26 protein-coding genes are annotated in these 23,537 nt (G+C 54.7%); 20 read left to right on the top strand and 6 right to left on the bottom strand.

What is annotated here, in order from left to right; genetic code table 11:
- Positions 1-50: 50 nt before the first annotated feature.
- The gene (locus ACRBCU_RS08915; protein ID WP_431365031.1) at positions 51-350 is read right to left on the bottom strand and encodes a DUF1244 domain-containing protein; all 300 of its coding nucleotides are present in this window, start codon (positions 348-350) and stop codon (positions 51-53) included.
- A gap of 24 nt (positions 351-374) precedes the next feature.
- Positions 375-1,115, bottom strand: a complete 741-nt coding sequence (locus tag ACRBCU_RS08910; protein ID WP_431365030.1) for an N-formylglutamate amidohydrolase — start codon at positions 1,113-1,115, stop codon at positions 375-377.
- A gap of 123 nt (positions 1,116-1,238) precedes the next feature.
- On the opposite strand from ACRBCU_RS08910, the gene pyk reads away from it, so the two are divergent.
- From pyk to ACRBCU_RS08880, 6 genes are all read left to right on the top strand, one after another.
- Positions 1,239-2,684 (top strand): pyruvate kinase, encoded by a 1,446-nt coding sequence (gene pyk, locus ACRBCU_RS08905; RefSeq protein ID WP_431365029.1) that lies wholly within the window; start codon positions 1,239-1,241, stop codon positions 2,682-2,684.
- A gap of 33 nt (positions 2,685-2,717) precedes the next feature.
- Complete coding sequence (locus ACRBCU_RS08900) at positions 2,718-2,942, top strand: hypothetical protein (RefSeq protein ID WP_431365028.1); 225 nt, start codon at positions 2,718-2,720, stop codon at positions 2,940-2,942.
- A 114-nt stretch (positions 2,943-3,056) separates the two neighbouring features.
- On the top strand, positions 3,057-3,257 hold the full coding sequence (rpmI, locus tag ACRBCU_RS08895; protein WP_431365027.1) for a 50S ribosomal protein L35: 201 nt from the start codon (positions 3,057-3,059) through the stop codon (positions 3,255-3,257).
- Positions 3,258-3,270: 13 nt separating this feature from the next.
- Positions 3,271-3,636 (top strand): 50S ribosomal protein L20, encoded by a 366-nt coding sequence (gene rplT / locus ACRBCU_RS08890; RefSeq protein WP_431365026.1) that lies wholly within the window; start codon positions 3,271-3,273, stop codon positions 3,634-3,636.
- A gap of 93 nt (positions 3,637-3,729) precedes the next feature.
- On the top strand, positions 3,730-4,209 hold the full coding sequence (locus tag ACRBCU_RS08885; RefSeq protein WP_431365025.1) for a GNAT family N-acetyltransferase: 480 nt from the start codon (positions 3,730-3,732) through the stop codon (positions 4,207-4,209).
- A 198-nt stretch (positions 4,210-4,407) separates the two neighbouring features.
- On the top strand, positions 4,408-5,472 hold the full coding sequence (locus tag ACRBCU_RS08880) for a Hint domain-containing protein (RefSeq protein ID WP_431365024.1): 1,065 nt from the start codon (positions 4,408-4,410) through the stop codon (positions 5,470-5,472).
- Positions 5,473-5,478: 6 nt separating this feature from the next.
- On the opposite strand, the gene ACRBCU_RS08875 is transcribed toward ACRBCU_RS08880, so the two are convergent.
- The gene (locus tag ACRBCU_RS08875) at positions 5,479-5,736 is read right to left on the bottom strand and encodes a hypothetical protein (protein WP_431365023.1); all 258 of its coding nucleotides are present in this window, start codon (positions 5,734-5,736) and stop codon (positions 5,479-5,481) included.
- A 230-nt stretch (positions 5,737-5,966) separates the two neighbouring features.
- On the opposite strand from ACRBCU_RS08875, the gene pheS reads away from it, so the two are divergent.
- From pheS to ACRBCU_RS08855, 4 genes are read left to right on the top strand one after another with little or no spacing between them, the layout of a single operon-like run.
- A complete protein-coding gene (pheS, locus tag ACRBCU_RS08870; protein ID WP_431365022.1) occupies positions 5,967-7,031 on the top strand; it encodes a phenylalanine--tRNA ligase subunit alpha in 1,065 nt (354 codons plus the stop codon).
- Positions 7,031-7,345, top strand: a complete 315-nt coding sequence (locus ACRBCU_RS08865; RefSeq protein WP_431365021.1) for a hypothetical protein — start codon at positions 7,031-7,033, stop codon at positions 7,343-7,345. Before pheS ends, ACRBCU_RS08865 begins: the two co-directional genes overlap by 1 nt.
- Positions 7,346-7,360: 15 nt before the next feature.
- A complete protein-coding gene (gene pheT / locus ACRBCU_RS08860) occupies positions 7,361-9,757 on the top strand; it encodes a phenylalanine--tRNA ligase subunit beta (protein WP_431365020.1) in 2,397 nt (798 codons plus the stop codon).
- A 54-nt stretch (positions 9,758-9,811) separates the two neighbouring features.
- Entirely contained in the window at positions 9,812-10,258 is a 447-nt protein-coding gene (locus tag ACRBCU_RS08855) for a YtoQ family protein (RefSeq protein ID WP_431365019.1), read from the top strand.
- On the opposite strand, the gene ACRBCU_RS08850 is transcribed toward ACRBCU_RS08855, so the two are convergent.
- Positions 10,255-10,956, bottom strand: a complete 702-nt coding sequence (locus tag ACRBCU_RS08850; RefSeq protein WP_431365018.1) for a glutathione S-transferase family protein — start codon at positions 10,954-10,956, stop codon at positions 10,255-10,257. The genes ACRBCU_RS08855 and ACRBCU_RS08850 overlap by 4 nt on opposite strands.
- A 145-nt stretch (positions 10,957-11,101) precedes the next feature.
- Between ACRBCU_RS08850 and mscL the strand changes: the two genes are divergently transcribed.
- Positions 11,102-11,515 carry a large conductance mechanosensitive channel protein MscL gene (mscL, locus tag ACRBCU_RS08845; RefSeq protein WP_431365017.1) on the top strand — a complete coding sequence of 138 codons (414 nt, stop codon included), beginning with the start codon at positions 11,102-11,104 and terminating at the stop codon, positions 11,513-11,515.
- A 55-nt stretch (positions 11,516-11,570) separates the two neighbouring features.
- Here the strand turns inward: mscL and ald are convergent, their stop codons facing one another.
- Positions 11,571-12,686, bottom strand: a complete 1,116-nt coding sequence (gene ald / locus ACRBCU_RS08840; protein ID WP_431365016.1) for an alanine dehydrogenase — start codon at positions 12,684-12,686, stop codon at positions 11,571-11,573.
- A gap of 136 nt (positions 12,687-12,822) precedes the next feature.
- Here ald and ACRBCU_RS08835 point away from each other — a divergent pair, with 136 nt between their 5' ends.
- The 3 genes from ACRBCU_RS08835 (at position 12,823) to ACRBCU_RS08825 (ending at position 15,631) form a co-directional block, all read left to right on the top strand.
- The gene (locus ACRBCU_RS08835) at positions 12,823-13,281 is read left to right on the top strand and encodes an Lrp/AsnC family transcriptional regulator (RefSeq protein ID WP_431365015.1); all 459 of its coding nucleotides are present in this window, start codon (positions 12,823-12,825) and stop codon (positions 13,279-13,281) included.
- 249 nt (positions 13,282-13,530) lie between these two features.
- Positions 13,531-14,457: a lipid A-modifier LpxR family protein gene (locus ACRBCU_RS08830; RefSeq protein ID WP_431365014.1), complete on the top strand. Its 927-nt coding sequence runs from the start codon at positions 13,531-13,533 to the stop codon at positions 14,455-14,457.
- A 109-nt stretch (positions 14,458-14,566) separates the two neighbouring features.
- The gene (locus ACRBCU_RS08825) at positions 14,567-15,631 is read left to right on the top strand and encodes a Hint domain-containing protein (protein WP_431365013.1); all 1,065 of its coding nucleotides are present in this window, start codon (positions 14,567-14,569) and stop codon (positions 15,629-15,631) included.
- 97 nt (positions 15,632-15,728) lie between these two features.
- On the opposite strand, the gene ACRBCU_RS08820 is transcribed toward ACRBCU_RS08825, so the two are convergent.
- A complete protein-coding gene (locus tag ACRBCU_RS08820; RefSeq protein ID WP_431365012.1) occupies positions 15,729-16,298 on the bottom strand; it encodes a TlpA family protein disulfide reductase in 570 nt (189 codons plus the stop codon).
- Between the two features lie 21 nt (positions 16,299-16,319).
- Here ACRBCU_RS08820 and argH point away from each other — a divergent pair, with 21 nt between their 5' ends.
- From argH to ACRBCU_RS08790, 6 genes are all read left to right on the top strand, one after another.
- Complete coding sequence (gene argH, locus ACRBCU_RS08815) at positions 16,320-17,711, top strand: argininosuccinate lyase (protein ID WP_431365011.1); 1,392 nt, start codon at positions 16,320-16,322, stop codon at positions 17,709-17,711.
- Positions 17,708-17,845: a hypothetical protein gene (locus ACRBCU_RS08810; RefSeq protein WP_431365010.1), complete on the top strand. Its 138-nt coding sequence runs from the start codon at positions 17,708-17,710 to the stop codon at positions 17,843-17,845. The genes argH and ACRBCU_RS08810 overlap by 4 nt, the downstream gene beginning before the upstream one ends.
- Positions 17,846-17,859: 14 nt before the next feature.
- Positions 17,860-18,177, top strand: coding sequence for a DUF2834 domain-containing protein (locus ACRBCU_RS08805; RefSeq protein ID WP_431365009.1), 318 nt, complete (start codon positions 17,860-17,862; stop codon positions 18,175-18,177).
- Positions 18,178-18,319: 142 nt separating this feature from the next.
- Positions 18,320-19,525: a sugar-transfer associated ATP-grasp domain-containing protein gene (locus ACRBCU_RS08800; RefSeq protein WP_431365008.1), complete on the top strand. Its 1,206-nt coding sequence runs from the start codon at positions 18,320-18,322 to the stop codon at positions 19,523-19,525.
- Positions 19,526-19,636: 111 nt separating this feature from the next.
- Entirely contained in the window at positions 19,637-20,902 is a 1,266-nt protein-coding gene (lysA, locus tag ACRBCU_RS08795) for a diaminopimelate decarboxylase (protein WP_431365066.1), read from the top strand.
- Between the two features lie 34 nt (positions 20,903-20,936).
- Complete coding sequence (locus ACRBCU_RS08790) at positions 20,937-23,528, top strand: TIGR02302 family protein (RefSeq protein ID WP_431365007.1); 2,592 nt, start codon at positions 20,937-20,939, stop codon at positions 23,526-23,528.
- The last annotated feature ends 9 nt before the right edge of the window (positions 23,529-23,537 follow it).

Raw genomic sequence — 23,537 nt, 5'->3', positions numbered from 1 at the left:
GCCAACGAAGGCCCTGCGCTAAGTTTCCCTTAGCGCAGGGCCATTTTTCATTAGGTCGCTTGTTTGTGAGAAATCTCAAACGCGGCCTTTTGTGCATCTGAGGCATCCGTCTGGAATTGATCGCGCCATTCTGAATAGGGCATCCCGTAAAAGGCTTCGCGCCCTTCGTCTTTGCTCATCTCGATGCCGCGCTCGCTGGCCGCTTCTTGATACCAGCGCGAGAGGCAGTTCCGGCAAAAACCTGACAGGTTCATCATGTCGATGTTCTGAACATCTGTGCGTTCTGCTAAGTGATCGCGCAAGCGGCGAAAGGCGGCGGCTTCGAGTTCTAGCTGAGTTTGTGCGTCCATTTTTGGCTCCTGTAGCGTGTCGGATTAAAGCTCGGTGCGAGCGAGCGCGGTTTCAAGCAAAGGTGCTAGTCGCTCTGCCCATGCGCGTTGCTGGGGTTTCGTTTCGATGAGATCATTTCGAAGTTCGATCAGCACATTAAGATGACCGTGCTGAAGCGCGTGTTTGTCGACTGCATCGCCCGGCAAATGACCCAAGTAAGGTTCGTTGTCCCCAATCGTGAGATCGGGTTCATCTTGCAAGAGGTTCATCAATGGACGTGCCAAGCGATCATCATGGGCGTAAAGAATGCCGATTTCCCAAGGTCGTTTGGGGCGCCCTTTTAACTGGGGTGTGAAAGAATGGATCGAGAGCAAAACAGGTTTTTCAACGCGCTGCATAAGAGCGTCAAGCGCAGTGTGGTAGGGAAGGTAGCAGGCTTCTAAGCGCTGCTTAAGTTCTTCAGCGCCAGCGTTTCTGTTGGCTGGAATAATCGTGCCATCGTAAAGCTTCATTAACAAAGTTGGATCATCAATGCCGCGGTTGGGATCAATAACGAGGCGGGAAAAGTTCGAGCAAATCACAGGGGCGGCAAGCATTTCGCCCAAGGCCTGTGCAACGCCATCTGCGCCGATGTCGTAGGCTATGTGTCGTTGCATGTCAGAGGGTGGAAGACCCAAATCGCCACCGTTGACAAAATCAGGCACTGTATTGCTCGCGTGATCGCTGGTTACGACCCAACGGGCTTGCCGTTCGCTGCCGTATGTAAAGAAAGGCTGGTATGTCACACGTCTGTTTCCTAGTTTGCCTAAGCAATAGGGTAGTTGCTGCGCAATTGGAAATGCGCAATAAGTCATGTTAGCGATAACATTTTGACAGATCGCCAGATGAACCGAGATGGGAACTAAAATATGAGACGCAATCGCAACGTAAAAATCGTGGCGACGTTAGGGCCAGCTTCTAGCGATTATAATATGATCCGTGCGCTTCATGAAGCGGGCGCGGACGTGTTCCGTCTCAACATGAGCCATGGCACGCATGACAAAATCGGTGAGCTACACGCAACTATTCGACAGGTTGAAGAAGACCTCGATAGCCCAATTGGTATTCTCGCGGATTTGCAGGGGCCAAAACTTAGGGTTGGCGAGTTTGCAAATGGTGCAGAGGAACTGATCGAAGGCGCGGATTTCAGGCTCGATCTTGAGGATGCGGCGGGCGACGTCAGCCGTGTGCGTCTACCGCACCCAGAAATTTTTGCTGCATTAGAGCCTGGCGCATCCCTTTTGGTGAATGACGGTAAAATACGCCTAAAAGTCAAAGACTGCGGCGCTGATTTTGCCAATTGCGAGGTTGTTATTGGCGGCACGATTTCAAATCGCAAAGGCGTGAATGTACCCGACGTTTTGCTGCCTTTGGCTGCGCTATCAGAAAAAGATCTCGCTGATCTGGAATTCGTTTGCGAACTTGGTGTTGATTGGCTCGCATTGTCCTTTGTTCAGCGCGCAAAAGATGTCTGGGACGCGCGCGACTTGGTTCGTGGGCGCGCCGCGGTGCTCTCCAAGATTGAAAAGCCCTCCGCAGTTTCCAGCTTTGACGAGATTTTAGATGCGTCCGACGGCATAATGGTCGCGCGCGGAGATCTAGGCGTCGAGTTGCCTGTTCAAAACGTTCCGCCAATTCAAAAGCGGTTGGTGCGACGCTGCCGCGCGGCGGCAAAGCCCGTGATTGTTGCGACTCAAATGCTTGAATCGATGATCGAGAGCCCGATGCCGACACGCGCAGAAGTGTCCGATGTCGCGACGGCGATCTATGAAGGGTCAGACGCGATCATGCTCAGCGCGGAGAGTGCCGCAGGTGAGTATCCTATCGAAGCCGTGACAACGATGGATAACGTGGCGCAAGAGGTGGAAAGCGATCCGACCTACACGGAAATCATCGAATCCTCGCGCGTGGCAAGCCGAACAAGCGTTGCGGATGGTATTGTTGCCGCCGCCCGTGAAATTGCAGAGACTACTGAGATCAAGGCGATTTGCTGCTTTACGCAAAGCGGAACAACAGCACTGCTTACTGCGCGCGAACGTCCGCGTGTACCGATTATCGCGATGACGTCTCAGGTTAGCACGGCGCGCCGTCTTGCCCTCACCTGGGGTACATTCTGCGTAAAGACCGGCGAGTTGGATCGCTTTAAAGGGGCAGTTGTTTCTGCGGCACGTGCCGCGCGATCCAGTGGTCTTGCAACTGAAACAGATCAAATCGTTGTCACTGCGGGTGTTCCTTTCAATATTCCCGGCACGACAAACATCCTCAGGGTTGCACCTTGCGAGGAAAGATTGATCTACGCTTCTGATCCAGAGTAGCGTGCCGCCACGTTTAATTGTGGAGTGTATGGGATGAGTTACGACATGGCTTTGGTGATAGGCTTGGTCATTGCGGGGTTTTCGATCCCCGCGATTGTTTCGGCTTTTTCGGACAGTCGAACACCGCGCGCGGCTGCGCTTATGATCATGATAGGTGGCGGAATGGTAGCTTGGGCTGTGACGAGCAAGCCGGGAGGATATACGCTTGATCAAATCCCGGAGGTTTTTGTTAAAGTCACACGCGATCTGATCGGGTAACTTCCCTCTTGCGGAATCTTTAAGCCTGTCCTAAACGGCCCTCTCTACACGTGCGTCCGGCTCGAAGTGGCATGCCGAGTGCGCGCGTTTACCGACCCTAAAGAGGAGACGGAAATGCCCAAGATGAAGACAAAATCGAGCTGCAAAAAGCGGTTCAAAACTACGGCCAGTGGCCGCGTGAAAGCTGCTCAAGCTGGCAAACAGCACGGCATGATCAAGCGCACAAACAAATTCCTTCGCAATGCACGTGGTACAACCACACTCGCGGCTGCTGACGAGAAAATCGTCAAGTCGATGATGCCATATTCACGCTAAGGAGATTTGAGAGATGTCACGCGTTAAAGGTGGTACAGTAACCCACGCCCGTCACCGTAAAGTCGTCAAAGCCGCAAAAGGCTATTATGGACGTCGTAAAAATACCTTCAAGGTCGCAGCACAGGCGGTCGACAAGGCAAATCAATACGCAACACGCGACCGCAAGAACCGCAAGCGCAACTTCCGCGCATTGTGGATCCAGCGTATCAACGCAGCTGTTCGCAGCCACGACGAGGCGCTGACATACAGCCGCTTTATCAATGGTCTGATGCTTGCTGGTATCGAAGTGGACCGTAAGGTTCTCGCTGATCTCGCAGTGAACGAGCCAGAAGCGTTCGGCGCGGTTGTTGATCAAGCGAAAGCAGCGCTCGCAGCGTAAGCGATCCGCTTTTCGAGATTTGAGAAGGCCCTGATCATTGGATCGGGGCCTTTTTCGTTGTTGCGTGGCACCAAGGCGACTAGATGTCTTGGAATGGAGATTAAGCTAGTTGATATGAAGCCTGAGCATGCGGCGCAACTCGCCCAACTTTGGCATCAGGGGTGGATCGACGGTCATGCCAATGTCGTTCCCGCTGAACTGACTAAGCTGCGCACCTTAGAGAGCTTTCAAGACCGCGTCTTAGAGAACATGACCAAGACGCGCGTCGCGCTTCGTGGCGAAGAAGTGCTTGGTTTTACAATGGTGAAGGCGGCGGAGCTTTATCAAATGTATGTCGGTGGCGCAGCGCGCGGCAAAGGGGTTGCGTCGCTGCTAATAGAAGATGCTGAACGAGCAATCTGCGCAAGCGGTCACACATTGGCTTGGCTGTCCTGCGCGATAGGCAATGAGCGCGCCGCTCGCTTTTACGCCCGACAAGGCTGGCGAAATGTGGGTGAAGAAACGGTCGCCCTCGATACCCAAGGCGGCTCGTTTCCTCTCTTGCTTTGGCGGTTCGAGAAGCCGCTCACTTAGCCCGCAGGGCGGTAAGCGCCCGTGTCGCAAGAGGATTAGCCAGCGGCTATTTCCGCGCGTATTGACTTCACGCTCGCGAAACAGATTGTTTACAGGGTTTTGTCATTGCCGAAAGGAATTCGCGGGTTTTCCCCCTGATACCCACCAAAGAAAACCATATCTTAACGATGTTGGTTTTTCGTTCTGAGGGTTTGCCCAATGGCTCGTATCAGTGAACTACACTACTCAAACGCCTATGCAGCATCGTCTGGTGTTTCTGAGTTTTTAGAAGTCGCCTTGAATGCGGGTGAAGATCCTGCGGATTTCACAGTTTCGTTTTATGAAGCGAACGGGACCGTCGGCATTGAAATTCCACTGACGCACCCTGACGTGCAAACTTCAATTGATCCGGACAACGGCGAGCAAATCTTTGTCATCTCTGCGGACTTTTTTCCCATTTATTTGACCGATCCGAATGGTGGTGGAAGCGGGAACTATGAAGCTTATGCGCTGGTCAATACCGATACGAGCACTGTTGTTGACTTCTATGACATCGGCGGCGGCACCCAGAACATCGTCGCGGTTGATGGATTGGCGGCAGGCGCTACGTCCGAAAATCTGCCTGTCGTGGTTGGGCCTAATTCCACAACAACGACGCTGCAATTCAATCAACCTGACCCTGACACGCTTGTCTATGAAGCGGTAAATCCGGGCGATTCTGGTCTCGCCTGTTTTACGAAAGGCACGATGATTGACACCCCGAATAGACCTGTTGCAATCGAGACGCTTTGCGTAGGCGATTTGGTTTCAACAATAGACAATGGGGCATGCGCCGTACGTTGGATTGGTCAAACCAAAGTAGACGGGACAGGTGAATACGCTCCGATACGCATTCGCAAGGGAACGCTGGGGGCGACGAAGAACATCCTTGTTTCACCACAGCACAGGATTCTAATTGAAGGATGGCAGAGCGAGTTGTTGTTTGGCTTGAACGAAATACTGGTTCCCGCCAAGGCACTGATCAACGGCGAGACGGTTGAGCGGGTGTCGCGAAACTCTGTGACCTATGTGCACGTCATGTTCGAAAGCCATCAGCTTGTGACCTGCTCTGGCTTTGTCTCCGAGAGCTTTTTTCCCGGTCACGAAGGCCTTCTGGCGACGAGTCAAATGGCAAAGGAAATTCGCGATCTGTTTCCAGAATCGATTGCCTTTGCCAATAGTTTGATCGGGCTTGCGCGCCCTGTAGAGCAAAGCAGAGTTTGCAGTTTGCTTCAGGCCGCGTAAGGCGCGTTAGCCTTGCAAAATGCTCGCGCAGCCTGATGTGGCATTGCGGCCGCCAATGTGGTGTGGATTAAGGATCAGCATCCATTGTACAGGCTGGCCCGGTGCTTGCGTGCGGCTATAAGAACACCCGTTCGGTGCTGTGTACCACTGACCGGCTTGCGCAAATGTGGGATTCGGATTGTATAGCGTTTCTTGAGCGTGCAGCGCAGCAGGTGCGAGCGAAATGGCAGAAGCGAACAAAGCGGCAGCGATAGGCGTTTTCATGGTAAAGTCCTTTAGCAGAGGTTTATGCTATCGACCCAGCAGCGGGCCTTGGGACCAATAGGGCGCTTGAAACTGGCGCGTCGCGTGGCGCAAATATGGCGAGAACACGCAGTTAACCGAGCATTTTAATAAAGCTTGGCTGTATCTATGCGCCTCTCGCTTGCGCGCGAGGGGGCAAGCGGGTAACTCACAACGCAACACATTGCACTATAGTTTCCGCGAGGCCCGTCATGGATGATCTAAGAGATAAATACGTCAGCTTAATTGCTGCGGCGAGTGACGAAAGCGCGTTGGAAGACCTGCGGGTTCAAGCGGTCGGCAAAAAGGGCGAGATCAGTCTTCAAATGCGCCAGCTGGGCAAGATGAGCGCGGAAGAGCGTCAGGTCGCTGGCCCGAAACTGAATGCTTTGAAGGACGAGATCAACTCGGCCTTAGCGGCAAAGAAAACAGCCCTTGCCGATGCGGCGCTTGATGAGCGTTTGCGCGGTGAATGGCTCGATGTGACTTTACCGTCCCGTCAGCGCCCTGCAGGGACGATCCACCCGATTTCGCAAGTCACCGAAGAGGTCATCACGATCCTTGCCGATCTTGGTTTCTCTGTTGCGGAAGGTCCGCAGATTGAGTCCGATTGGTATAACTTCGATGCGCTCAACATTCCCGGCCACCACCCTGCGCGCGCAGAGATGGACACGTTCTACACGCACCGCGCCGAGGGCGATAACCGCCCGCCGCATGTTCTGCGCACGCACACCTCCCCCGTGCAAATTCGCCATATGGAAGCGCATGGTGCCCCTTGCCGCATCATTTGCCCGGGCCGTGTGTACCGCGCCGATTACGATCAGACTCACACGCCGATGTTCAATCAGGTCGAAGGCCTCGCGATTGGCAAAGACATCTCTATGGCGAACCTCAAATGGACGCTTGAAGAGTTCTTCTCTGCCTTTTTTGGCAAGGACGTGAAAACCCGTTTCCGCGCCTCGCATTTCCCGTTCACGGAGCCCTCCGCCGAGGTGGATATACAGTGCTCTTGGGAAAACGGTTCCGTCAAAGTGGGAGAGGGCGATGATTGGCTCGAAGTGCTCGGCTCTGGCATGGTGCACCCGAAGGTTCTGCAAGCGGGCGGCATTGACCCGAACGAATGGCAGGGCTTTGCCTTCGGCATGGGCATCGACCGCATGGCGATGCTAAAATACGGCATCCCCGATCTGCGCGCGTTCTTTGATTCAGATTTGCGCTGGTTGCGTCACTATGGCTTTTCTAGCTTGAACCAGCCGAACTTGGCGGCGGGGCTCTAATGGCAATCCCGCAGGTCTTCGAAGAGTTTATCGACGAAATGCGCGATGAGGCTCCGAGCCTCGAAACCGCGCAAATGTTCGGTAAACCCTGCGCGCGGCTGGCGGGGCAAAAGCCTGTCTTGTCTTTTTATCAAGACAGCATGGTTTTCAAACTCGGCGCATCCCGCGTTGAAGAGATATTCGTCTCCCATCCAGAGGCAGTGCCGTTCGATCCGTCGGGCAAAGGCAGACCGTTCAAGGATTGGGTACAGGTGCCCGAAGGCATCGACACAGATTGGCATGCGCTCGCCCGCGAAGCGCTCGGCCTTAAGTAAACAGGAAATAAAGCGATGAAATTCACACTGTCCTGGCTGAAAAAGCACATTGAGACCGAGGCATCTTTGGATGAGATCCTCTACGCGCTGACCGACCTCGGTCTCGAAGTGGAAGAGGTAAGCAACCCTGCGGATGCGTTGAAGTCCTTTACTTTGGCGAAGGTTCAGAGCGCCGAGCAGCACCCCGATGCGGATCGTTTGCGCGTGTGCCAAGTTGAAACCAACGAGGGCCTACAACAGATCGTTTGCGGCGCACCGAACGCGCGCGAGGGGATCACTGTGGTTCTGTGTAAGCCGGGCGATTATGTGCCGGGTATTGATGTGACGCTGTCCGTTGGCAATATTCGCGGCGTTGAGAGCCACGGCATGATGGCCTCCGAGCGTGAGCTGGAGCTCTCCGAGGAGCATGACGGCATTATCGAATTGCCCTCTGGCGAGGTGGGTCAGACCTTTGTCGATTGGCTGGCAGAGAATGACCCGAGCAAGGTTGATCCTGTGATCGAGATCGCGATTACGCCGAACCGTCCTGACGCCCTTGGCGTGCGCGGCATTGCGCGTGATTTGGCGGCGCGTGGGCTTGGCACACTGAAGGCGTGCGATGTTGAACCTGTCGCAGGCAGCTTTAAGGCGGATGTCTCTGTCACGATTGACGAAGATACGCTTGATGGGTGCCCCGTTTTCTGTGGCCGCGTGATCAAGGGCGTGAAAAACGGCCCGTCCCCTGCGTGGATGCAAGACGCCCTGCGCGCGATTGGGCTGCGGCCGATCAGCTTCCTCGTCGATGTGACCAACTATTTCACATACGATCAGAACCGTCCTTTGCACGTCTTCGATTTGGACAAGGTCAAAGGCAACCTGCGCGTTCACCGCGCGGCGGGCGGCGAGACGATCGTTGCTTTGGATGACAAAGAGTACACGCTGCAAAAGGGCCAGATGGTCATTTCTGACGATGAAGGCCCTGAGAGCATTGCAGGGGTCATGGGTGGTTTGGAAACGGGCTGCACCGATGAAACGGTCAATGTCTTCGTTGAGAGCGCCTATTGGGATCCGATCCAGATCGCTTACACGGGCCGTGCTTTGAAGATCAATTCCGATGCGCGTTACCGTTTTGAGCGCGGCGTTGATCCAGCCTTCACGCCTGTCGGTCTTGAGCATGCGGTGCGCATGATTGTGGATGTTGCGGGCGGTGAAGCGTCTGAATTGATCCAAGCGGGCGCGGTGCCTGATGTTTCGCGTGCCTATAAGCTCGATACGGATCGGTGTTCTTCGCTCGTTGGCATGGATATTCCTGCCGAAACGCAGCGCGCGACTTTGGAAGCGCTTGGCTTTGTGATGGACGGCGATATGGCGCAAGTGCCAAGCTGGCGCCCTGATGTGCAAGGCGAGGCGGACCTTGTTGAGGAAGTCGCACGCATCGAATCCCTGACGGGTCTGGTGGGCACGCCTTTGCCTGCTTTGAAAGCTGGCATCACAGAGGCGATTTTGTCCCCCATGCAGCTGCGCGAACGCACGGCGCGTCGCACCGCGGCGGCGCTTGGGTATAATGAATGCGTGACCTACAGCTTCATTGATCAGGCCTCTGCTGCGCTCTTTAGTGGCGGCGATGATGCGAGCATGCTGGCCAATCCGATCAGCTCTGAAATGAGCCATATGCGCCCAGCTTTGTTGCCCGGTCTTTTGCAGGCGGCTGCCCGTAACCAAGCGCGCGGGGCGATGGATCAATCGCTCTTTGAGGTTGGCACGGCCTTCCACGGCGGTGAGCCGGGTGAGCAGCATGTGCAGATTTCAGGCTTGATCGTGGGTCGCACAGGTCCAAAGGACGTGCACGGTGAGGCGCGCAGCGTTGATGTGTTTGATGTGAAGGCGGATGCCGAAGCGATCTTGGCGGCGATTGGTGCCCCTGCAAAGGTGCAAATCTTGCGCACAGGCGCTGAGTGGTGGCACCCTGGCCGTCACGGCGTGATCTGCCTCGGGCCTAAGAAAGTGCTTGGCGTGTTCGGCGAAATCCACCCAAAGGTTTTGGCCGCGATGGATGTCAAAGGTCCTGCGATGGGCTTTACCATTTGGCCTGCGGAAGTTCCGCTGCCGAAGAAGAAATCGGCAACGCGCCCTGCGCTTGTTGTACGTGATTTGCAGGCGGTTGAGCGTGATTTTGCCTTTGTCGTGGATGCGAATGTCGAGGCTTTGACCTTGGTCAACGCGGCGGCTGGCGCGGACAAGGCCCTGATCGAAGGTGTGCGCGTGTTCGATGAATTCATCGGTGGCAGCCTTGGTGAAGGTAAGAAGTCTATCGCTGTGACGGTGCGCCTGCAGCCCGCTGACAAAACGTTGAAAGAAGCGGAGATCGAAGCGGTTGCAGCGAAGATCATCGAGAAGGTTGGTAAAGCCACGGGCGGTGTGCTGCGCGGTTAAGGTATAGTTTCGCCTTCGGCGAGAGTTTATTTTGGAAAATGAAGGGTGCTGGGAATGCTAAAGATCTATCTTTCAGGTGAAATCCACACGGATTGGCGCGAGCAGATCATCGCGGGTGCCGAGGGATTGGACGTGTCTTTCTCGGCCCCTGTGACCGATCACGATGCGAGCGATGACTGCGGCGTTGCGATCATGGGCGCAGAGCCAGACAAGTTTTGGCATGACAACAAAGGTGCCAAGCTGAATGCCATCCGCACGCGCAAAGGCATTGCGGATGCGGATGTTGTCGTTGTGCGCTTTGGTGAGAAGTACAAACAGTGGAACGCGGCGTTTGACGCGGGCTATGCTGCGGCGCTCGGGAAATCCTTGATCATCCTGCATCAGGACGAGCATCAGCATGCGCTAAAAGAGGTGGATGCTGCGGCCCTCGCGGTTTGCAAAGAGCCACAGCAAGTCGCAGATATTCTGCGCTATGTTTTGAACGGGACGCTGCCTGCTTAAGCAGGGCGCGCTGGGGTGTTGAGACCAATCTGCACCGCGGGGCGCTCAAGGAAGCGATCCAGATAGGCGACTGCGTTCTTGTGATCGTTCCAGCCAACAATGTCGCGTGCTTCGTAGAAATCTAGCGCGCGCAGCCAAGGGGCGATTGCGATATCGGCGATGGAATACTCGCCTGCGATCCAATCCTGACCGTCTAGCTGCTTGTCCACAACAGCCAAGAGGCGCTTGGCCTCGTTGATGTAACGCTCGCGCGGGCGGGGGTCTTCGATTTCAGAGCCTGCGAATTTGTAGAAAAACCCAAGCTGGCCGAGCATCGGGCCAAGGCCACCCATCTGGAACATGAGCCACTGGGTCACGCGCGCCTTATCGGATGCGTTTGAACCAATCAGCTTGCCTGTCTTCTCTGCGAGATAGAGCAGGATTGCGCCGCTCTCGAACAGGCCGATGGGCGCGCCGTCTGGTCCATTGGGGTCAATAATCGCCGGAATTTTGTTGTTGGGATTGAGCGAGAGGAACTCATCGCTCTTCACGTCTGCATCCGAGAGAGTGACGAGGTGAGGCTCATAAGGCAACCCCAGCTCCTCTAACGCGATGGAGACTTTCACTCCGTTCGGGGTCGGGAATGAAAAAAGCTGAATTTTATCTTCATGTTTTGTGGGCCAGCGTTTGGTTATGGCGAATTGGCTGAGGGTGTTCATGGTTTTCTCCTATGCGGTTGTGACGAACTTGGGCATCTTTTCCCATTAAAACAGTGGCTTTCATGTGCGAAATCACCAATATGGACCTGCGCAAATGCAATAGAAAATTAAGCGCAGACAGGGAAACGGAACTAGGGGAACTATCATGATTAAAGAATTCAAAGATTTCATCGCCAAGGGCAACGTCATGGACATGGCGGTTGGTATCATCATCGGCGCGGCGTTTACCGCGATTGTAACGTCATTGGTTGGTGACTTGATCAATCCTATCATCAGCCTGTTCATGGGCGGCGTTGATTTCGCTGGTCAGTACACATTGCTGGGTGAAGGCGAGTATGGGTCTATCACAGAAGCTGAAGAAGCAGGCGCAGCCGTCTTTGCATGGGGCCGCTTCATCATGGCGATCATCAACTTCCTGATCATCGCATTTGTTGTGTTCATGTTGGTTAAGGCCGTGAACAAGACGAAGAAGGCGGAAGAGCCAGCGCCAGAGCCAGCACCAGCTGGCCCAACGCAGGAAGAATTGCTTGCAGACATTCTGGCCGCGTTGAAAAAATAATCGCGACTTCGAAATGAAATTGAAAGGGCGGCCCCACTCGGTGCCGCCCTTTTTTCTATTTGATCACCAGTTGCGGCGAAGTCACATCGAGACCGAGCGCTTTACCAACAGCGAAGTACGTCAATTGGCCCGCATGGACATTGAGGCCCTCCAGGAGGTGTGGATCATCAGCGCAGGCTTGCTTCCACCCTTTGTCGGCTATGGCCAGCATGAAGGGCATCGTCGCATTGCCAAGAGCGATCGTTGACGTGCGCGCGACGGCGCCCGGCATGTTGGCAACGCAGTAGTGCATGATCCCGTCAACATCATAGATCGGATCTTGGTGCGTCGTGGCCTTGGAGGTCTCAAAGCAACCGCCCTGATCAATCGCAACGTCCACAATTGCCGCGCCTTGCTTCATCGTGCCGAGTTGCTCGTGCGTGATTAGCTTTGGTGCGGCCGCGCCGGGGATCAGAACCGCGCCGATGACCATGTCTGCCTCGGCGACCAGTTCAGCGGTATTGCCCGCGCTGGCATAACTTGTCTTGAAAATGCTGCTGTAAATATCATCAAGATACCGCATGCGCGGCAGTGAGCGGTCCAGAACGGTGACTTGTGCCCCCATACCAGCCGCGACGCGCGCGGCATGTGTCCCCACAACGCCGCCGCCGATAACTGCAACCTTTGCAGGGCCAACACCCGGCACGCCGCCCATCAAAACACCGCGACCACCATTGGCTTTTTGTAAGGTCCAAGCGCCGACTTGGGGCGCGAGTTTTCCTGCGACTTCTGACATTGGGGCGAGTAAAGGCAGCCCGCCGTTGCGATCTGTTACTGTCTCGTAGGCAATGGCGGTGCAGCCAGAAGCAATCAAATCTTTGGTTTGTTCAGGATCCGGAGCAAGATGCAGGTAGGTGAATAGAATTTGACCTTCGCGCAACATCCTGCGCTCGGCTGCCTGCGGTTCTTTCACTTTCACGATCATATCCGCACGCGCGAACACGTCTTGCGCATTTGCTGCGATCTCTGCGCCTGCGGTGATATAGTTTTCATCGCTAAAGCCAGCACCCGTGCCTGCGCCGCTTTGAATGAGAACGCTGTGACCGTGTGAAACAGCTTCGTGGGCTGCATTCGGTGTCATTCCAACACGGAACTCTTGCGGCTTAATTTCTGTGGGGCAACCAATCTTCATATCGCATCTCTCCCTTGCGTATGTCTTGAAAGTGGCAAAGGCGTCGTGCAAGTGTTGTGAAATATCGCCCTCTTTCGGCGAAAGCTGTGCAATAAACGACTATATTTTGGCAATCAGATGCAAGGATTGACGACAGATGAGCCTAGATGCGACCGATAAGCGTATATTGGCGGCGCTGCAAAAGAGCGGGCGGATGTCGAATGCAGAGCTTTCTGAAAAAGCGAACTTGTCCCCGTCCGCTTGCCATAGGCGAGTGCAGCGGTTGGAGAAGGATGGCTATATCCGCGATTATGTCGCCCTGCTGGACGCTCGAAAAATGCAGGTTCCCACGACAGTGTTCGTCGAGATTACGCTAAGCGGACAAGCAGACGACGTGCTGGATGCCTTTGAGAAATCTGTTGCGCGAATTCCCGATGTTCTGGAATGTCATTTGATGGCGGGTAGTGCGGATTACCTGCTTAAGGTTGTGGCCGAGAACACAGAAGATTTCGCGCGTATTCACCGCCAGTATTTGGCGCGGTTGCCGGGGGTTGCTCAAATGCAAAGTTCTTTCGCGCTGCGCACGGTGTTCAAAACCACGGCTTTGCCCGTTTAATCGATCTTCGCCCAATTGCGGACATGTTTCTATCGTAACCGTTTCGGGAACATTCGTTGAAAGATTGCGTGTTTGGGCCACCATCTAGGAGAATCCTGCGGCCAAGAGATCGGCCAAGGCTGGCCCAAAAACGCGGCGCTTTTGACACAGAAATCGATTGGCTGGTCCGTAGGGTTGCTAAGGGCTGGCTTCATGCACGGCACGCGCGTAATTGTAGCGTTGCTTCGGGATTGAATTGGGAAGACGCAAATGAACCATTTTGGAGCTATCCTGAAAGCCGCCTGTGTGAGCATAGCTGCTTTTTTGCCAAGCTTAGCATCCTCGGGTGAAATCGTTCAGCTTGGATATGGCCGTCTCATTAACAATGACTTTCTGGGTGATCTGAAGGATCGGGGCCAAACAGGATCCTACGTCGCCAGCCGAATCTACGGTGAAGCTTGGGCGGGAAAACTGCCATCGCGGTTCGGGGAATTTCTGGAATTTCGTTTGCAGGCAGACATTAAGTCCCCAGATAACCTAGTAAATCCTGCGCCAGGCGATCGTCCCTTTGCTGGATCGGTGACTGCTGGTTTGCACACGCATTTTCAACGCGCCCACCTTGAATACTCGCTTGGTGCGGAGTTGGTGGCGACGGGACCGCAGACGCGGCTCGATCAATTTCAAACAGCGCTTCATGATGGGATCGGGGTTGCACCACCCTCGCTCGCGACGCGCAATGCGCAGATCGGGAACAAGATTTATCCCGGCGGCGTCGTCGAAGTTGGTCGCACATTTAGCTTTGGCGAACGCGCGCATCTGCGCCCGTTTGTAGAGGCACGCGCAGGCGTTGAGATGCTTGCTCGGGTCGGTGTTGATTTTGAATTTGGCGAGTTGACTGGCAATGATCTGATGGTTCGTGACGGCATAACCGGTCAAAGGTATCGCACAATCTTGCTAGGTGAAGGCGGGGTTTCATTCGTGATGGGCGTGGACACTGCAATCGTAGCACAAAGCGAATACCTGCCGACAAGCCTTGGTTTTACGCTGACAGATCACCGAGATCGCGCACGCGCGGGCCTTATTTGGCAGGGAAAAACCAGTCACGGGTTCTTTGGTGTTACCTATTTGGGGCGCGAATATACCAGTCAAGCAAGTGAGCAAGTTGTGGGCTCAATCCGCTTGGCTCTCAAGTTTTGAGACATTCTAGCCACAATCCCTAGGTGCATTCCGGATTAATCTTTCCTGCTTTAACTTCGTTTGTTAACCTTTTGGTAATAATAAAAGAAGAACGAGGCAGAGCTAGAATATGAAAACGGGCTTTCGAGGCACGTTTGTCATATCTTGGTCGCAAACAAAGTTAGATGGTATGGGGGCTGTTCCATTGCAGTCTCTTGATGTGGGTACGGCTTGGGCTTGGACCGGCGACGCAGTACGCGTTGATGGACCAGTCGAATTGTTGCGATTGGATGAGGCAGACGGGGATGCGAGTATTCGCAAACGCGCGGCAAAAATGGTACGTAAACTTGTTGGCGCCGCGCTGACGGATGTAAAAAATCTGGACGATGTAGACGTCGATCACCCGATACGAGACAGCAGTTTTGTGGTGACTGACGGAGCGCAAAGTTACACGATCACTGTGATTGATGTCGCAGGGAGCAAGGCTCCGCTCTTGATGTTCTTGGATGAAATGCCGCCAAAGGATGTTGATCTTTGGGTCGTGCATCACACGATTGATGCAAGAAGCCATGAAATGGTGTCCGTTTCTACAGGTGGTGTCATTTGCTTCACGCCCGGTACGTTAATCGATACGCCCGATGGGGCGCGATTGGTTGAAGATCTACGTGAAGGCGATCGGCTTCAGACACGCGACAGCGGCGCACAGGATATCCAATGGATTGGCGCGCGGCGAATGACGGGGGCCCGATTGTTCGCTATGCCAGAACTGCGCCCTGTGCGCATTCGCGCTGGTGCTTTTGGTGTTGAGAAGCCGGAACAGGAATTCCTCGTCTCGCCGCACCATCGAATGCTGATCAAAGGGGCCGTTGCGCGAGATCTCTTCAACACGCCCGAAGTTCTTGTGGCGGCAAAAGATTTGATAAACGGATCGACGGTAACGACGGATACGCAGGTCAAGGAAGTGACCTACATTCATCTTATGTTACCAAGCCATCAGATTGTCATGGCCAATGGAGTTGAGACGGAAAGTTTCCACCCCGCGTCAACCGCCTTATCGACAATTCCAGAGGATGACCGCGCGCGTCTTGCACAGGTAAATGACCAGCTTGAAGCAGATCCAAACAGTTACGGCGGCTATGCGCGCAGGATTTTGTCGAAATCTGAAGCTGCGATACTCGCCCACGAAGCTGCTTGAGACAATTGTGCGCCCTAACAGGCGCGCAGTTTTGCCCCTGACGGGGCGGGTTGAGGCGCTGCCTCAAACTCCGAGATATTTTTGGACCAAAGAAGCATTACTGCGTCGGGTTAGTGTGTTCTATGAGTGCGCTCAGGATGGCTTTGGCCGTGTCGGAAGACCAGTCAGCGTCACCGCGAAGGCGCGCGATTTCTTTGCCTTCGGTGTTTAGGATTACAGTAATTGGCAGCCCCAAGACCCCCATGTCCCGCGCGATTTTCTGTTTCGGGTCCCGGTGTAACGGCAGGTTTGTGATATTGCTGTCTTTAAAGAACTTTTTCATTGCCGGGGGCGGGTTGTGACCGGTCGCCAGAGTGAGAACTTCAAAGGTTTCTCCGCCAAGTTCTGTTTGCAGCTCAGCAAGCATTGGCATTTCTTTACGACATGGCGCGCACCAAGTGGCCCAAAAGTTTAGCAGAACGATTTTGCCTTGGTGGTCCGCAAGGGTGCCTTCGCTGCCATCCTCTTTGATGTAGCTTTGTTCTGATGTTGCCTTTGGCACGGTGTGGAAATTGAGTTTTCCCATATCGCCGCTACGCATCGCGGCAATTTCGCTCATATTTGCGTGCGCTAGGTTTGCACCTAACAGCAGAGCGGTATACATCACAGCAACAACGATATTTCTCATTTTCCCTCCAAGGGTAGGCCTATGACCAATTCAACTTCGAACCAAATGTGGGGCGGCCGTTTTGCTGCCGGACCCGATGCGATCATGGAAGCAATTAATGCTTCTATCGGGTTTGACAAGCGTATGGCACGCCAAGACATTGACGGATCTCGCGCTCATGCAGCGATGCTCGCCGCGCAAGGTATCATCACAGATACCGATGCAAGCGTAATTCGGGAAGGGCTGCTCACGGTCTTGTCAGAAATTGAGGGCGGAACGTTTCAGTATTCCGCTGCTTTGGAAGACATCCACATGAATGTGGAATCCCGCCTGAAAGAGATTGTGGGCGAGCCAGCAGGGCGTTTGCACACAGCGCGTTCGCGGAACGATCAGGTTGCGACAGATTTCAAACTTTGGGTGCGGGATCAGTTAGACGCGGCTGAAGGCGCTATTTTGTCATTGATTGGCGGCTTGTTGGATCAAGCTGAGGCGGGCGCAGATTGGGTCATGCCCGGGTTTACACATTTGCAGACCGCGCAACCTGTGACTTGGGGTCATCATATGATGGCCTATGTCGAAATGTTGGGGCGCGATTTATCTCGGGTGCGCGATGCACGTGCGCGCATGAATGAATCGCCTTTGGGCGCTGCTGCTTTGGCTGGAACATCCTTTCCGATTGACCGCGATGCGACCGCGCAGGCGCTTGGCTTTGATCGCCCGTCTGCCAATTCGCTGGATGCGGTGAGCGATCGTGATTTTGCGTTGGAGTTCCTGAGCGCGGCGTCGATTTGCGCAGTGCATCTAAGCCGCTTGGCGGAAGAGTTGGTGATCTGGTCCTCAGCGCAATTCCGTTTCGTAACATTGTCGGATCGTTTTTCTACCGGTTCTTCGATTATGCCCCAAAAGAAGAACCCCGATGCAGCAGAGCTGATCCGTGCCAAAATCGGTCGGATTTTTGGGGCAAACACGGCATTGATGATTGTGATGAAGGGCCTTCCGTTAGCTTACTCGAAAGATATGCAAGAAGATAAAGAACAGGTCTTTGATGCCGCGGACAACTGGATGCTGGCGCTTGCGGCTATGGATGGCATGGTGCGCGATATGTCGGCAAACCAAGAGAGCCTTGCTGCGGCGGCTGGATCAGGTTTTTCAACGGCGACGGATTTGGCGGATTGGTGCGTAAGGGCGCTGAACATGCCGTTCCGCGATGCCCATCACGTAACAGGATCGCTGGTCGCTTTGGCAGAGAAAGAAGGCTGTGATCTGCCTGACTTGTCGCTTGAGCAATTACAATCGGTTCATAGCGAGATCACGGAAGATGTATATTCGGTGCTTACGGTTGAGGCCTCAGTCGCCTCGCGCACGTCCTATGGTGGCACGGCGCCAAGCCAAGTGCGCGCTCAGGTCGCGCGTTGGCGTGGGGTTTTGGCATGAAGCATTTGGTAAGCCTGTTGGTCATGGCGGCATTTCTTGCCTCTTGCGGGGCAGATGGGATGCCGACCAAGCCAGAACCGAAGTCTGACAAAGCGGAAGAGGCTCCGCCTGTTAGCGCCGCAGCCGCGTCTTAGAAACGAGGGTAACTATGTCTGTGCTCCGAATGATTTATTTCGCTTTGGCAGTTTGGGGCGCAGCGCATCCGATGTACTATTTTATTCGTTGGTTTCGACAAGAAGGGCTAGACATCGGAAAGATGATGTCCGCTTGGAATAGCAATTTGGCCAGCTCGGGACTTGTCTGGGATTTGACGATTGCTGCAATTGCTTTAACGGTTTGGATATTGGCCGAAGTTGCGGCGCGCCGCAATTGGAGTGCGCTGATTGCGATCCCAGCTACGTTTTGCATCGGGCTGAGTTGCGGTCTGCCGCTTTATCTTTTTCTGCGTACGCGCCCAGTTATTTGAGCGAATTAGCTACGTTTTTGGAAACAAACTAAGAGAATTGTAAGGATTTTCCCAATTTGGACCCTCTGCTGCCCAAGTTTCGGCACATTTGGCACCCATTTTCTTGTGTGAGTAGGCAATTAACACACAGAGGATAAATCCCATGAGCAGCATCGACGCATCCCAAGTCCATTCGCAAAAAGCCCTTTTGGCCGCGCCGGAAAAGGCGGCGATGCCAGCATCAAAAATGATCGTCGAAGTGGCGCGCCAATTTGGTGTCAGCCCGATCAAACAAATGCGCGAGATGTTCCGCCTTGATCGCAAAGCAGGGATTTCCTTTGGTGAATACTATGCCGCCCAGCACTATCGCACAGACCTTACTGCTGAAGAAAAGCTTCAGTTTGTCGGCGAGAAGGGCAGCTATCATTTGAACCTACGCCTGTCGCCTGCGAAACTTGGCGATAAGCGGTCGTTTATCCGCGACAAGGTTCTTTACACGACGATGCTGCGTGGCATGGATATGCCGACAACGGAAACACAGGCCGTTGCGCATACAGAGCGCGGGTTTGGTGCGATCAACACGCTTCGTACGCCAGCCGATGTTGCGCGGTTCCTACGCAGCGAGGCGCGTTATCCTGTATTCGCCAAGCCATTGGAGGGCTCCAAGTCCGTGGGTTCAGCGCTTTTGACAGGGATCGATGCGGCAAAGGGCTTGGTCGAGATGGGCAATGGCAAAGCCTTTGACATTGATGCATTCGCGGAAGAAGTGATCATGGACTACCCAGAGGGTTTCACCTTTCAAAGTGCAGTCCAGCAACATGACGCTGTTTCTGCGCTGGCTGGTCAGGCCGTTGGCACGATGCGCGTTGTCACGGTGATCGAAGATGGCGCGCCACGCGTACTGTACACAGTTTGGAAAATCCCATCCCCCAAAGCGATGTCAGACAACTTTTGGCAATCGGGCTCAATGTTGGGCGCGGTGGATTCAGAAACGGGCAAAGTCAGCCATGCGATTACGGGCGGTGGGCTTGATCGCCAGATTCTTGAGCAGCACCCCGTTTCAGGCAAGAGCTTTGCTGGTTTCCAAGTCCCGCATTGGGACAAAATCAAAGAGGTCGCATGCCAAGGCCATAGCATGTTCCCCGAGTTCGGTGTTTTTGGGTGGGACATTGCGGTCGGCGAAGATGGTCCCGTGATCATCGAATGTAACGCGAACCCTTTCCATACGCTGTATCAATTGGCGCATGATCGCGGCATTAAGAACGAAGACTTCGCTCCTGTGTTCGATAAGGTTGCGGCGCGCACGCAAGCTATCCTGAAAACGCGCACCGAAGAGTTCAAAAAACTGCGTAAAGAGCAGCAAATATAAGACAACAGCCGTGCCACAGGTTTGGCTAGGCTGATGTTCCCCCAAAGATGACAGGGGAGCGTCTACACTATCAGATTGAATGCGCGCGTGATTGTCATTATTCACGCGCGCATGGATCATTTTCTTTATCGCGACGGCGCGCTTTACGCCGAAGATGTCCCGATCAGCGAAATCGCTGCAAGCGTCGGTACGCCGTTTTATGTCTATTCAACTGCAACTCTTGAGCGGCATTTCAAGCTGTTTGATGACGCGCTTGAGGGCATGGATCATCTGGTCTGCTATGCGATGAAAGCAGCGTCTAATCAGGCAATCCTGAAGACGCTTGCGGCGCTCGGCGCTGGTATGGATGTTGTGTCGGGTGGCGAGTACGCGCGCGCAAAGGCGGCGGGTGTTCCCGGCGATCGAATTGTTTTTTCTGGCGTTGGCAAGACTCGCGATGAAGTACGGTTGGCGCTGAGCGGCGGGATTCGCCAGTTCAACGTAGAGAGCGAGCCAGAAATGCATGTCATTTCTGAAATCGCCAGCGAGCTTGGCCTTCAAGCCCCGATCACGATCCGTGTGAACCCCGACGTGGATGCAAAAACCCACGCCAAAATCGCAACGGGTAAATCCGAGAACAAGTTTGGCATTCCAATCAGCCGCGCGCGCGAAGTCTATGCTTTGGCCGCGTCTTTGCCGGGTCTGAAAGTTATCGGCATTGATGTGCATATTGGCAGCCAGTTGACCGATCTTGCCCCGTTTGAGGCGGCCTACAACAAGGTCGCAGAGCTGACTGAGCAACTTCGCGCCGATGGACATGAAATCAAGCGACTCGATCTCGGAGGCGGGCTAGGCATTCCTTACGCGCGCTCGAATGAGGCTCCGCCGCTGCCAACAGACTATGGCGCTGTGATCAAGAAATGTGTGGGCCATCTGGGTTGCGAGATCGAGATTGAGCCCGGTCGTTTGATCGCAGGCAACGCAGGCCTTTTGGTCAGCGAAGTGATCTACGTGAAATCTGGTGAGGATCGGGAATTTCTTATTATTGACGGGGCGATGAACGATTTGATCCGCCCTGCAATGTACGAAGCCCATCACGATATTATTCCTGTGATCGAACCAGAAGCAGGGGTGCTTCGGCAGCCCTATGATATCGTTGGGCCCGTATGTGAGAGTGGCGATACTTTTGCCAAAGGGCGCGAGATGCCGCCGCTGAAATCTGGTGATTTGGTGGCGTTCCGATCAGCGGGTGCATATGGCGCTGTTATGGCGTCCGAATACAACACGCGGCCTCTCATTCCCGAAGTTTTGGTGAAAGGCGATCAATTCGCTGTCATTCGGTCACGTCCGACCTTTGAAGAAATGATAAACCGCGATACGATCCCCGAATGGCTCTAATGTGCATCCCGCATATGTGAGCGGGGAGTAGCGAATGACGCAAGGCACATCCCGGCATTCCAAAGCGCTCGCGCGGTTGCGCGTGCCATTGGCGTTGACGTGGATCGGGATGACAACAGAGCGTGCCGCGCGCGCGTTATGGCCGCTCTGGAGTCTTGTGATCGCGGTGCTGGGCGCATTGATGCTGGGCTGGCATGAAAGCCTGCCAATCGAAGTGATTTGGGTCCTCAGCGTAAGCGCCTGTATTGCGGCCGCCTTTTTCCTCATCCGCGGCTTTGTGTTGTTTCGATTGCCAAAACGCATCGAGGCGTTGGCGCGTTTAGATAGCACATTAAAGGGTCGCCCGATCCAAGCGTTGATGGATAGTCAAGCGATTGGGCCGCAAGATGAGGCGTCCAAAGCGGTTTGGCGTGTGCATCAGGAGCGGATGGCGACGCGTGCGGCGAATGCGCGGGCTGTTGCTCCGACAATCAGACTAGCTGCGCGCGATCCTTACGCGCTGCGCTATGTTGCAGCACTTCTGTTAGCCGTTGCGTTGATGTTCGGCTCGGTGTGGCGCGTGGCCTCGGTCACAGACATCGCGCAGGGCACCGTGGATGTGGCGGGTGGACCTGTTTGGGAAGGCTGGATCGAACCGCCCGCCTATACAGGCAAGCCGAGCCTATATTTGAACGATCAAGAGGGCCGTATCACCGTGCCTGAGGGCAGCCAGATTTCGGTACGCCTTTATGGTGAAGTAGGCGCGCTGACAGTCACGGAAACCATTTCAGCGCGCACTCAGAACACTGGTAGCGTCGCCGACCCCGAGCAGAACTTTCTTGCTAATAAAAGCGGTCAACTCGAAATTGCAGGGGTGAATGGGCGCAAATGGGATTTCACCGTGACGCCGGATACCGCGCCACGTGTTGAGGTGACGGGCGCGCCTGATCGCTCGGCAGAAGGCGTGATGAGCCTGCCCTTTGCCGCGTCGGACGATTATGAGGTGATTTCGGGAACCGCGGTCGTTGATCTGGATTTGCAATCTATCGTGCGCCGCTATGGGCTTAGCGTTGATCCCGAGCCGCGCGAGGCGATCACGCTTGATCTTCCGCTGCCTATTTCAGGCGATCGCAGTGATTTTTCTGAAACCCTGTTCGGTGATTTTTCCCAGCATCCTTTTGCTAATCTTCCTGTGCAAATGACACTTAGCGTAACAGATGCAAAAGGGCAGGCTTCTGACGCTCATACAACACATATGGTGCTTCCCGGGCGACGCTTTTTTGACCCGCTCGCCAGCGCAATTGTTGAGCAACGTCAGTGGCTTTTATGGTCCAAAGCGAACGCTTCAGCGGTCACACAAATGTTGCGCGCGATGTCTCATCGGCCCGACGACATCTTCCGCTCTGAAACCGCATATTTGCGTCTGCGCGTAATACTAAGGCGCATGGAAACCCAGATTGCTTTTGACAGTTTTAGCAATGAAACGCGTGACGAGGCCGCACAAGCACTGTGGGAACTGGCGCTTTTGATTGAAGAGGGCGATGTACAGGACGCTCTGGAGCGGATGCGTCGCGCGCAAGAACGCCTATCCGAAGCCATGAAGAATGGCGCAAGCGATGATGAGATTGCTGAACTCATGGACGAGCTGCGCCGTGCCAATGAGAATTATATCCAGCAGTTACAACGCGAAGCCGCTCGCAACGGTGAGGATCCAGAGCAATCCCCAAGCGGGCAGGACAACGCGATGCAGATGACACAAGATGATCTGCAAAAGATGATGGACCGCATTCAGGAGCTCATGGAAGAAGGCCGCATGGCCGAAGCTGAACAAGCGCTGCAAGAGCTTCAAGAGATGATGGAGAACATGCAGATTGCAGAAGGGCAGCAAGGTCAAGGCCAGCAATCCGAAGGGCAGCAGGCAATGGAAGGGCTCGCTGACACTTTGCGCGATCAGCAGGGTCTTTCGGATCAGGCCTTTCGCGATCTGCAAGAGCAGCACAATCCTAATGCACAAGCGGGCGAAAATGAAGGAAATGAGGGCCGCAACGGCGGGCAGGGGCGTGGGCAGTCACATGATGGCCTCTCTGGCGAAGGTCAGGGGGAAGGCGAAGGTCAATCAGGGCAAGGCCAAGACCGTCAAAGCGCGCAAAACGGCGCTGGAGGTTTGGCGCAGCGGCAAGAGGAATTGCGCAGAGAAGTTGAGCGGCAGCAGGGATCTTTGCCTGGCGCGGGAACGGAAGCTGGCGATGCTGCGCGAGAGGCACTTCGCCGTGCGGAAGAAGCAATGCGCGGCGCAGGTGAGGCGTTAAGCCGTGATGACTTGCCCGGTGCAATTGATCAACAAGCCGAAGCAATGGATGCGCTTCGCGATAGCATGCGTAATCTAGGAGAGGCTTTGGCCCAGTCCGAGCGTCCAGCAGGTGAGCAAGGCACAGCAGAGGGTCGTCAAGGCGGCAGCCAGCGTGATCCCTTGGGGCGCAGTCCCGGCGCGTCAGGTCAGGCCGGAACTGACGAAGGCCTATTGCAAGGCGAAGACGTTTATCGCCGCGCGAGAGAGCTGCTGGATGAAATACGCAAACGAAGCGGCGAGGGTGCGCGTCCAGAGGGCGAACGCGACTATCTCAAGCGTTTGCTGGACCGCTTCTAAAGGCGACTG

This window comes from Planktotalea sp. (genome assembly GCF_050633725.1).
Lineage (GTDB): Bacteria > Pseudomonadota > Alphaproteobacteria > Rhodobacterales > Rhodobacteraceae > Planktotalea.
The sequence above is the reverse complement of the archived record's forward strand: the minus strand, read 5'-3'. Positions and strand labels throughout refer to the sequence as shown.

Coding starts and splice junctions, on each gene's coding strand:
- ACRBCU_RS08915 (WP_431365031.1), bottom strand. CDS start 350: ATGGACGCACAAACTCAGCTAGAACTCGAAGCCGCCGCCTTTCGCCGC.
- pyk (WP_431365029.1), top strand. CDS start 1,239: ATGAGACGCAATCGCAACGTAAAAATCGTGGCGACGTTAGGGCCAGCT.
- ACRBCU_RS08900 (WP_431365028.1), top strand. CDS start 2,718: ATGAGTTACGACATGGCTTTGGTGATAGGCTTGGTCATTGCGGGGTTT.
- rpmI (WP_431365027.1), top strand. CDS start 3,057: ATGCCCAAGATGAAGACAAAATCGAGCTGCAAAAAGCGGTTCAAAACT.
- rplT (WP_431365026.1), top strand. CDS start 3,271: ATGTCACGCGTTAAAGGTGGTACAGTAACCCACGCCCGTCACCGTAAA.
- ACRBCU_RS08885 (WP_431365025.1), top strand. CDS start 3,730: ATGGAGATTAAGCTAGTTGATATGAAGCCTGAGCATGCGGCGCAACTC.
- ACRBCU_RS08880 (WP_431365024.1), top strand. CDS start 4,408: ATGGCTCGTATCAGTGAACTACACTACTCAAACGCCTATGCAGCATCG.
- ACRBCU_RS08875 (WP_431365023.1), bottom strand. CDS start 5,736: ATGAAAACGCCTATCGCTGCCGCTTTGTTCGCTTCTGCCATTTCGCTC.
- pheS (WP_431365022.1), top strand. CDS start 5,967: ATGGATGATCTAAGAGATAAATACGTCAGCTTAATTGCTGCGGCGAGT.
- ACRBCU_RS08865 (WP_431365021.1), top strand. CDS start 7,031: ATGGCAATCCCGCAGGTCTTCGAAGAGTTTATCGACGAAATGCGCGAT.
- pheT (WP_431365020.1), top strand. CDS start 7,361: ATGAAATTCACACTGTCCTGGCTGAAAAAGCACATTGAGACCGAGGCA.
- ACRBCU_RS08855 (WP_431365019.1), top strand. CDS start 9,812: ATGCTAAAGATCTATCTTTCAGGTGAAATCCACACGGATTGGCGCGAG.
- ACRBCU_RS08850 (WP_431365018.1), bottom strand. CDS start 10,956: ATGAACACCCTCAGCCAATTCGCCATAACCAAACGCTGGCCCACAAAA.
- mscL (WP_431365017.1), top strand. CDS start 11,102: ATGATTAAAGAATTCAAAGATTTCATCGCCAAGGGCAACGTCATGGAC.
- ald (WP_431365016.1), bottom strand. CDS start 12,686: ATGAAGATTGGTTGCCCCACAGAAATTAAGCCGCAAGAGTTCCGTGTT.
- ACRBCU_RS08835 (WP_431365015.1), top strand. CDS start 12,823: ATGAGCCTAGATGCGACCGATAAGCGTATATTGGCGGCGCTGCAAAAG.
- ACRBCU_RS08830 (WP_431365014.1), top strand. CDS start 13,531: ATGAACCATTTTGGAGCTATCCTGAAAGCCGCCTGTGTGAGCATAGCT.
- ACRBCU_RS08825 (WP_431365013.1), top strand. CDS start 14,567: ATGAAAACGGGCTTTCGAGGCACGTTTGTCATATCTTGGTCGCAAACA.
- ACRBCU_RS08820 (WP_431365012.1), bottom strand. CDS start 16,298: ATGAGAAATATCGTTGTTGCTGTGATGTATACCGCTCTGCTGTTAGGT.
- argH (WP_431365011.1), top strand. CDS start 16,320: ATGACCAATTCAACTTCGAACCAAATGTGGGGCGGCCGTTTTGCTGCC.
- ACRBCU_RS08810 (WP_431365010.1), top strand. CDS start 17,708: ATGAAGCATTTGGTAAGCCTGTTGGTCATGGCGGCATTTCTTGCCTCT.
- ACRBCU_RS08805 (WP_431365009.1), top strand. CDS start 17,860: ATGTCTGTGCTCCGAATGATTTATTTCGCTTTGGCAGTTTGGGGCGCA.
- ACRBCU_RS08800 (WP_431365008.1), top strand. CDS start 18,320: ATGAGCAGCATCGACGCATCCCAAGTCCATTCGCAAAAAGCCCTTTTG.
- lysA (WP_431365066.1), top strand. CDS start 19,637: ATGGATCATTTTCTTTATCGCGACGGCGCGCTTTACGCCGAAGATGTC.
- ACRBCU_RS08790 (WP_431365007.1), top strand. CDS start 20,937: ATGACGCAAGGCACATCCCGGCATTCCAAAGCGCTCGCGCGGTTGCGC.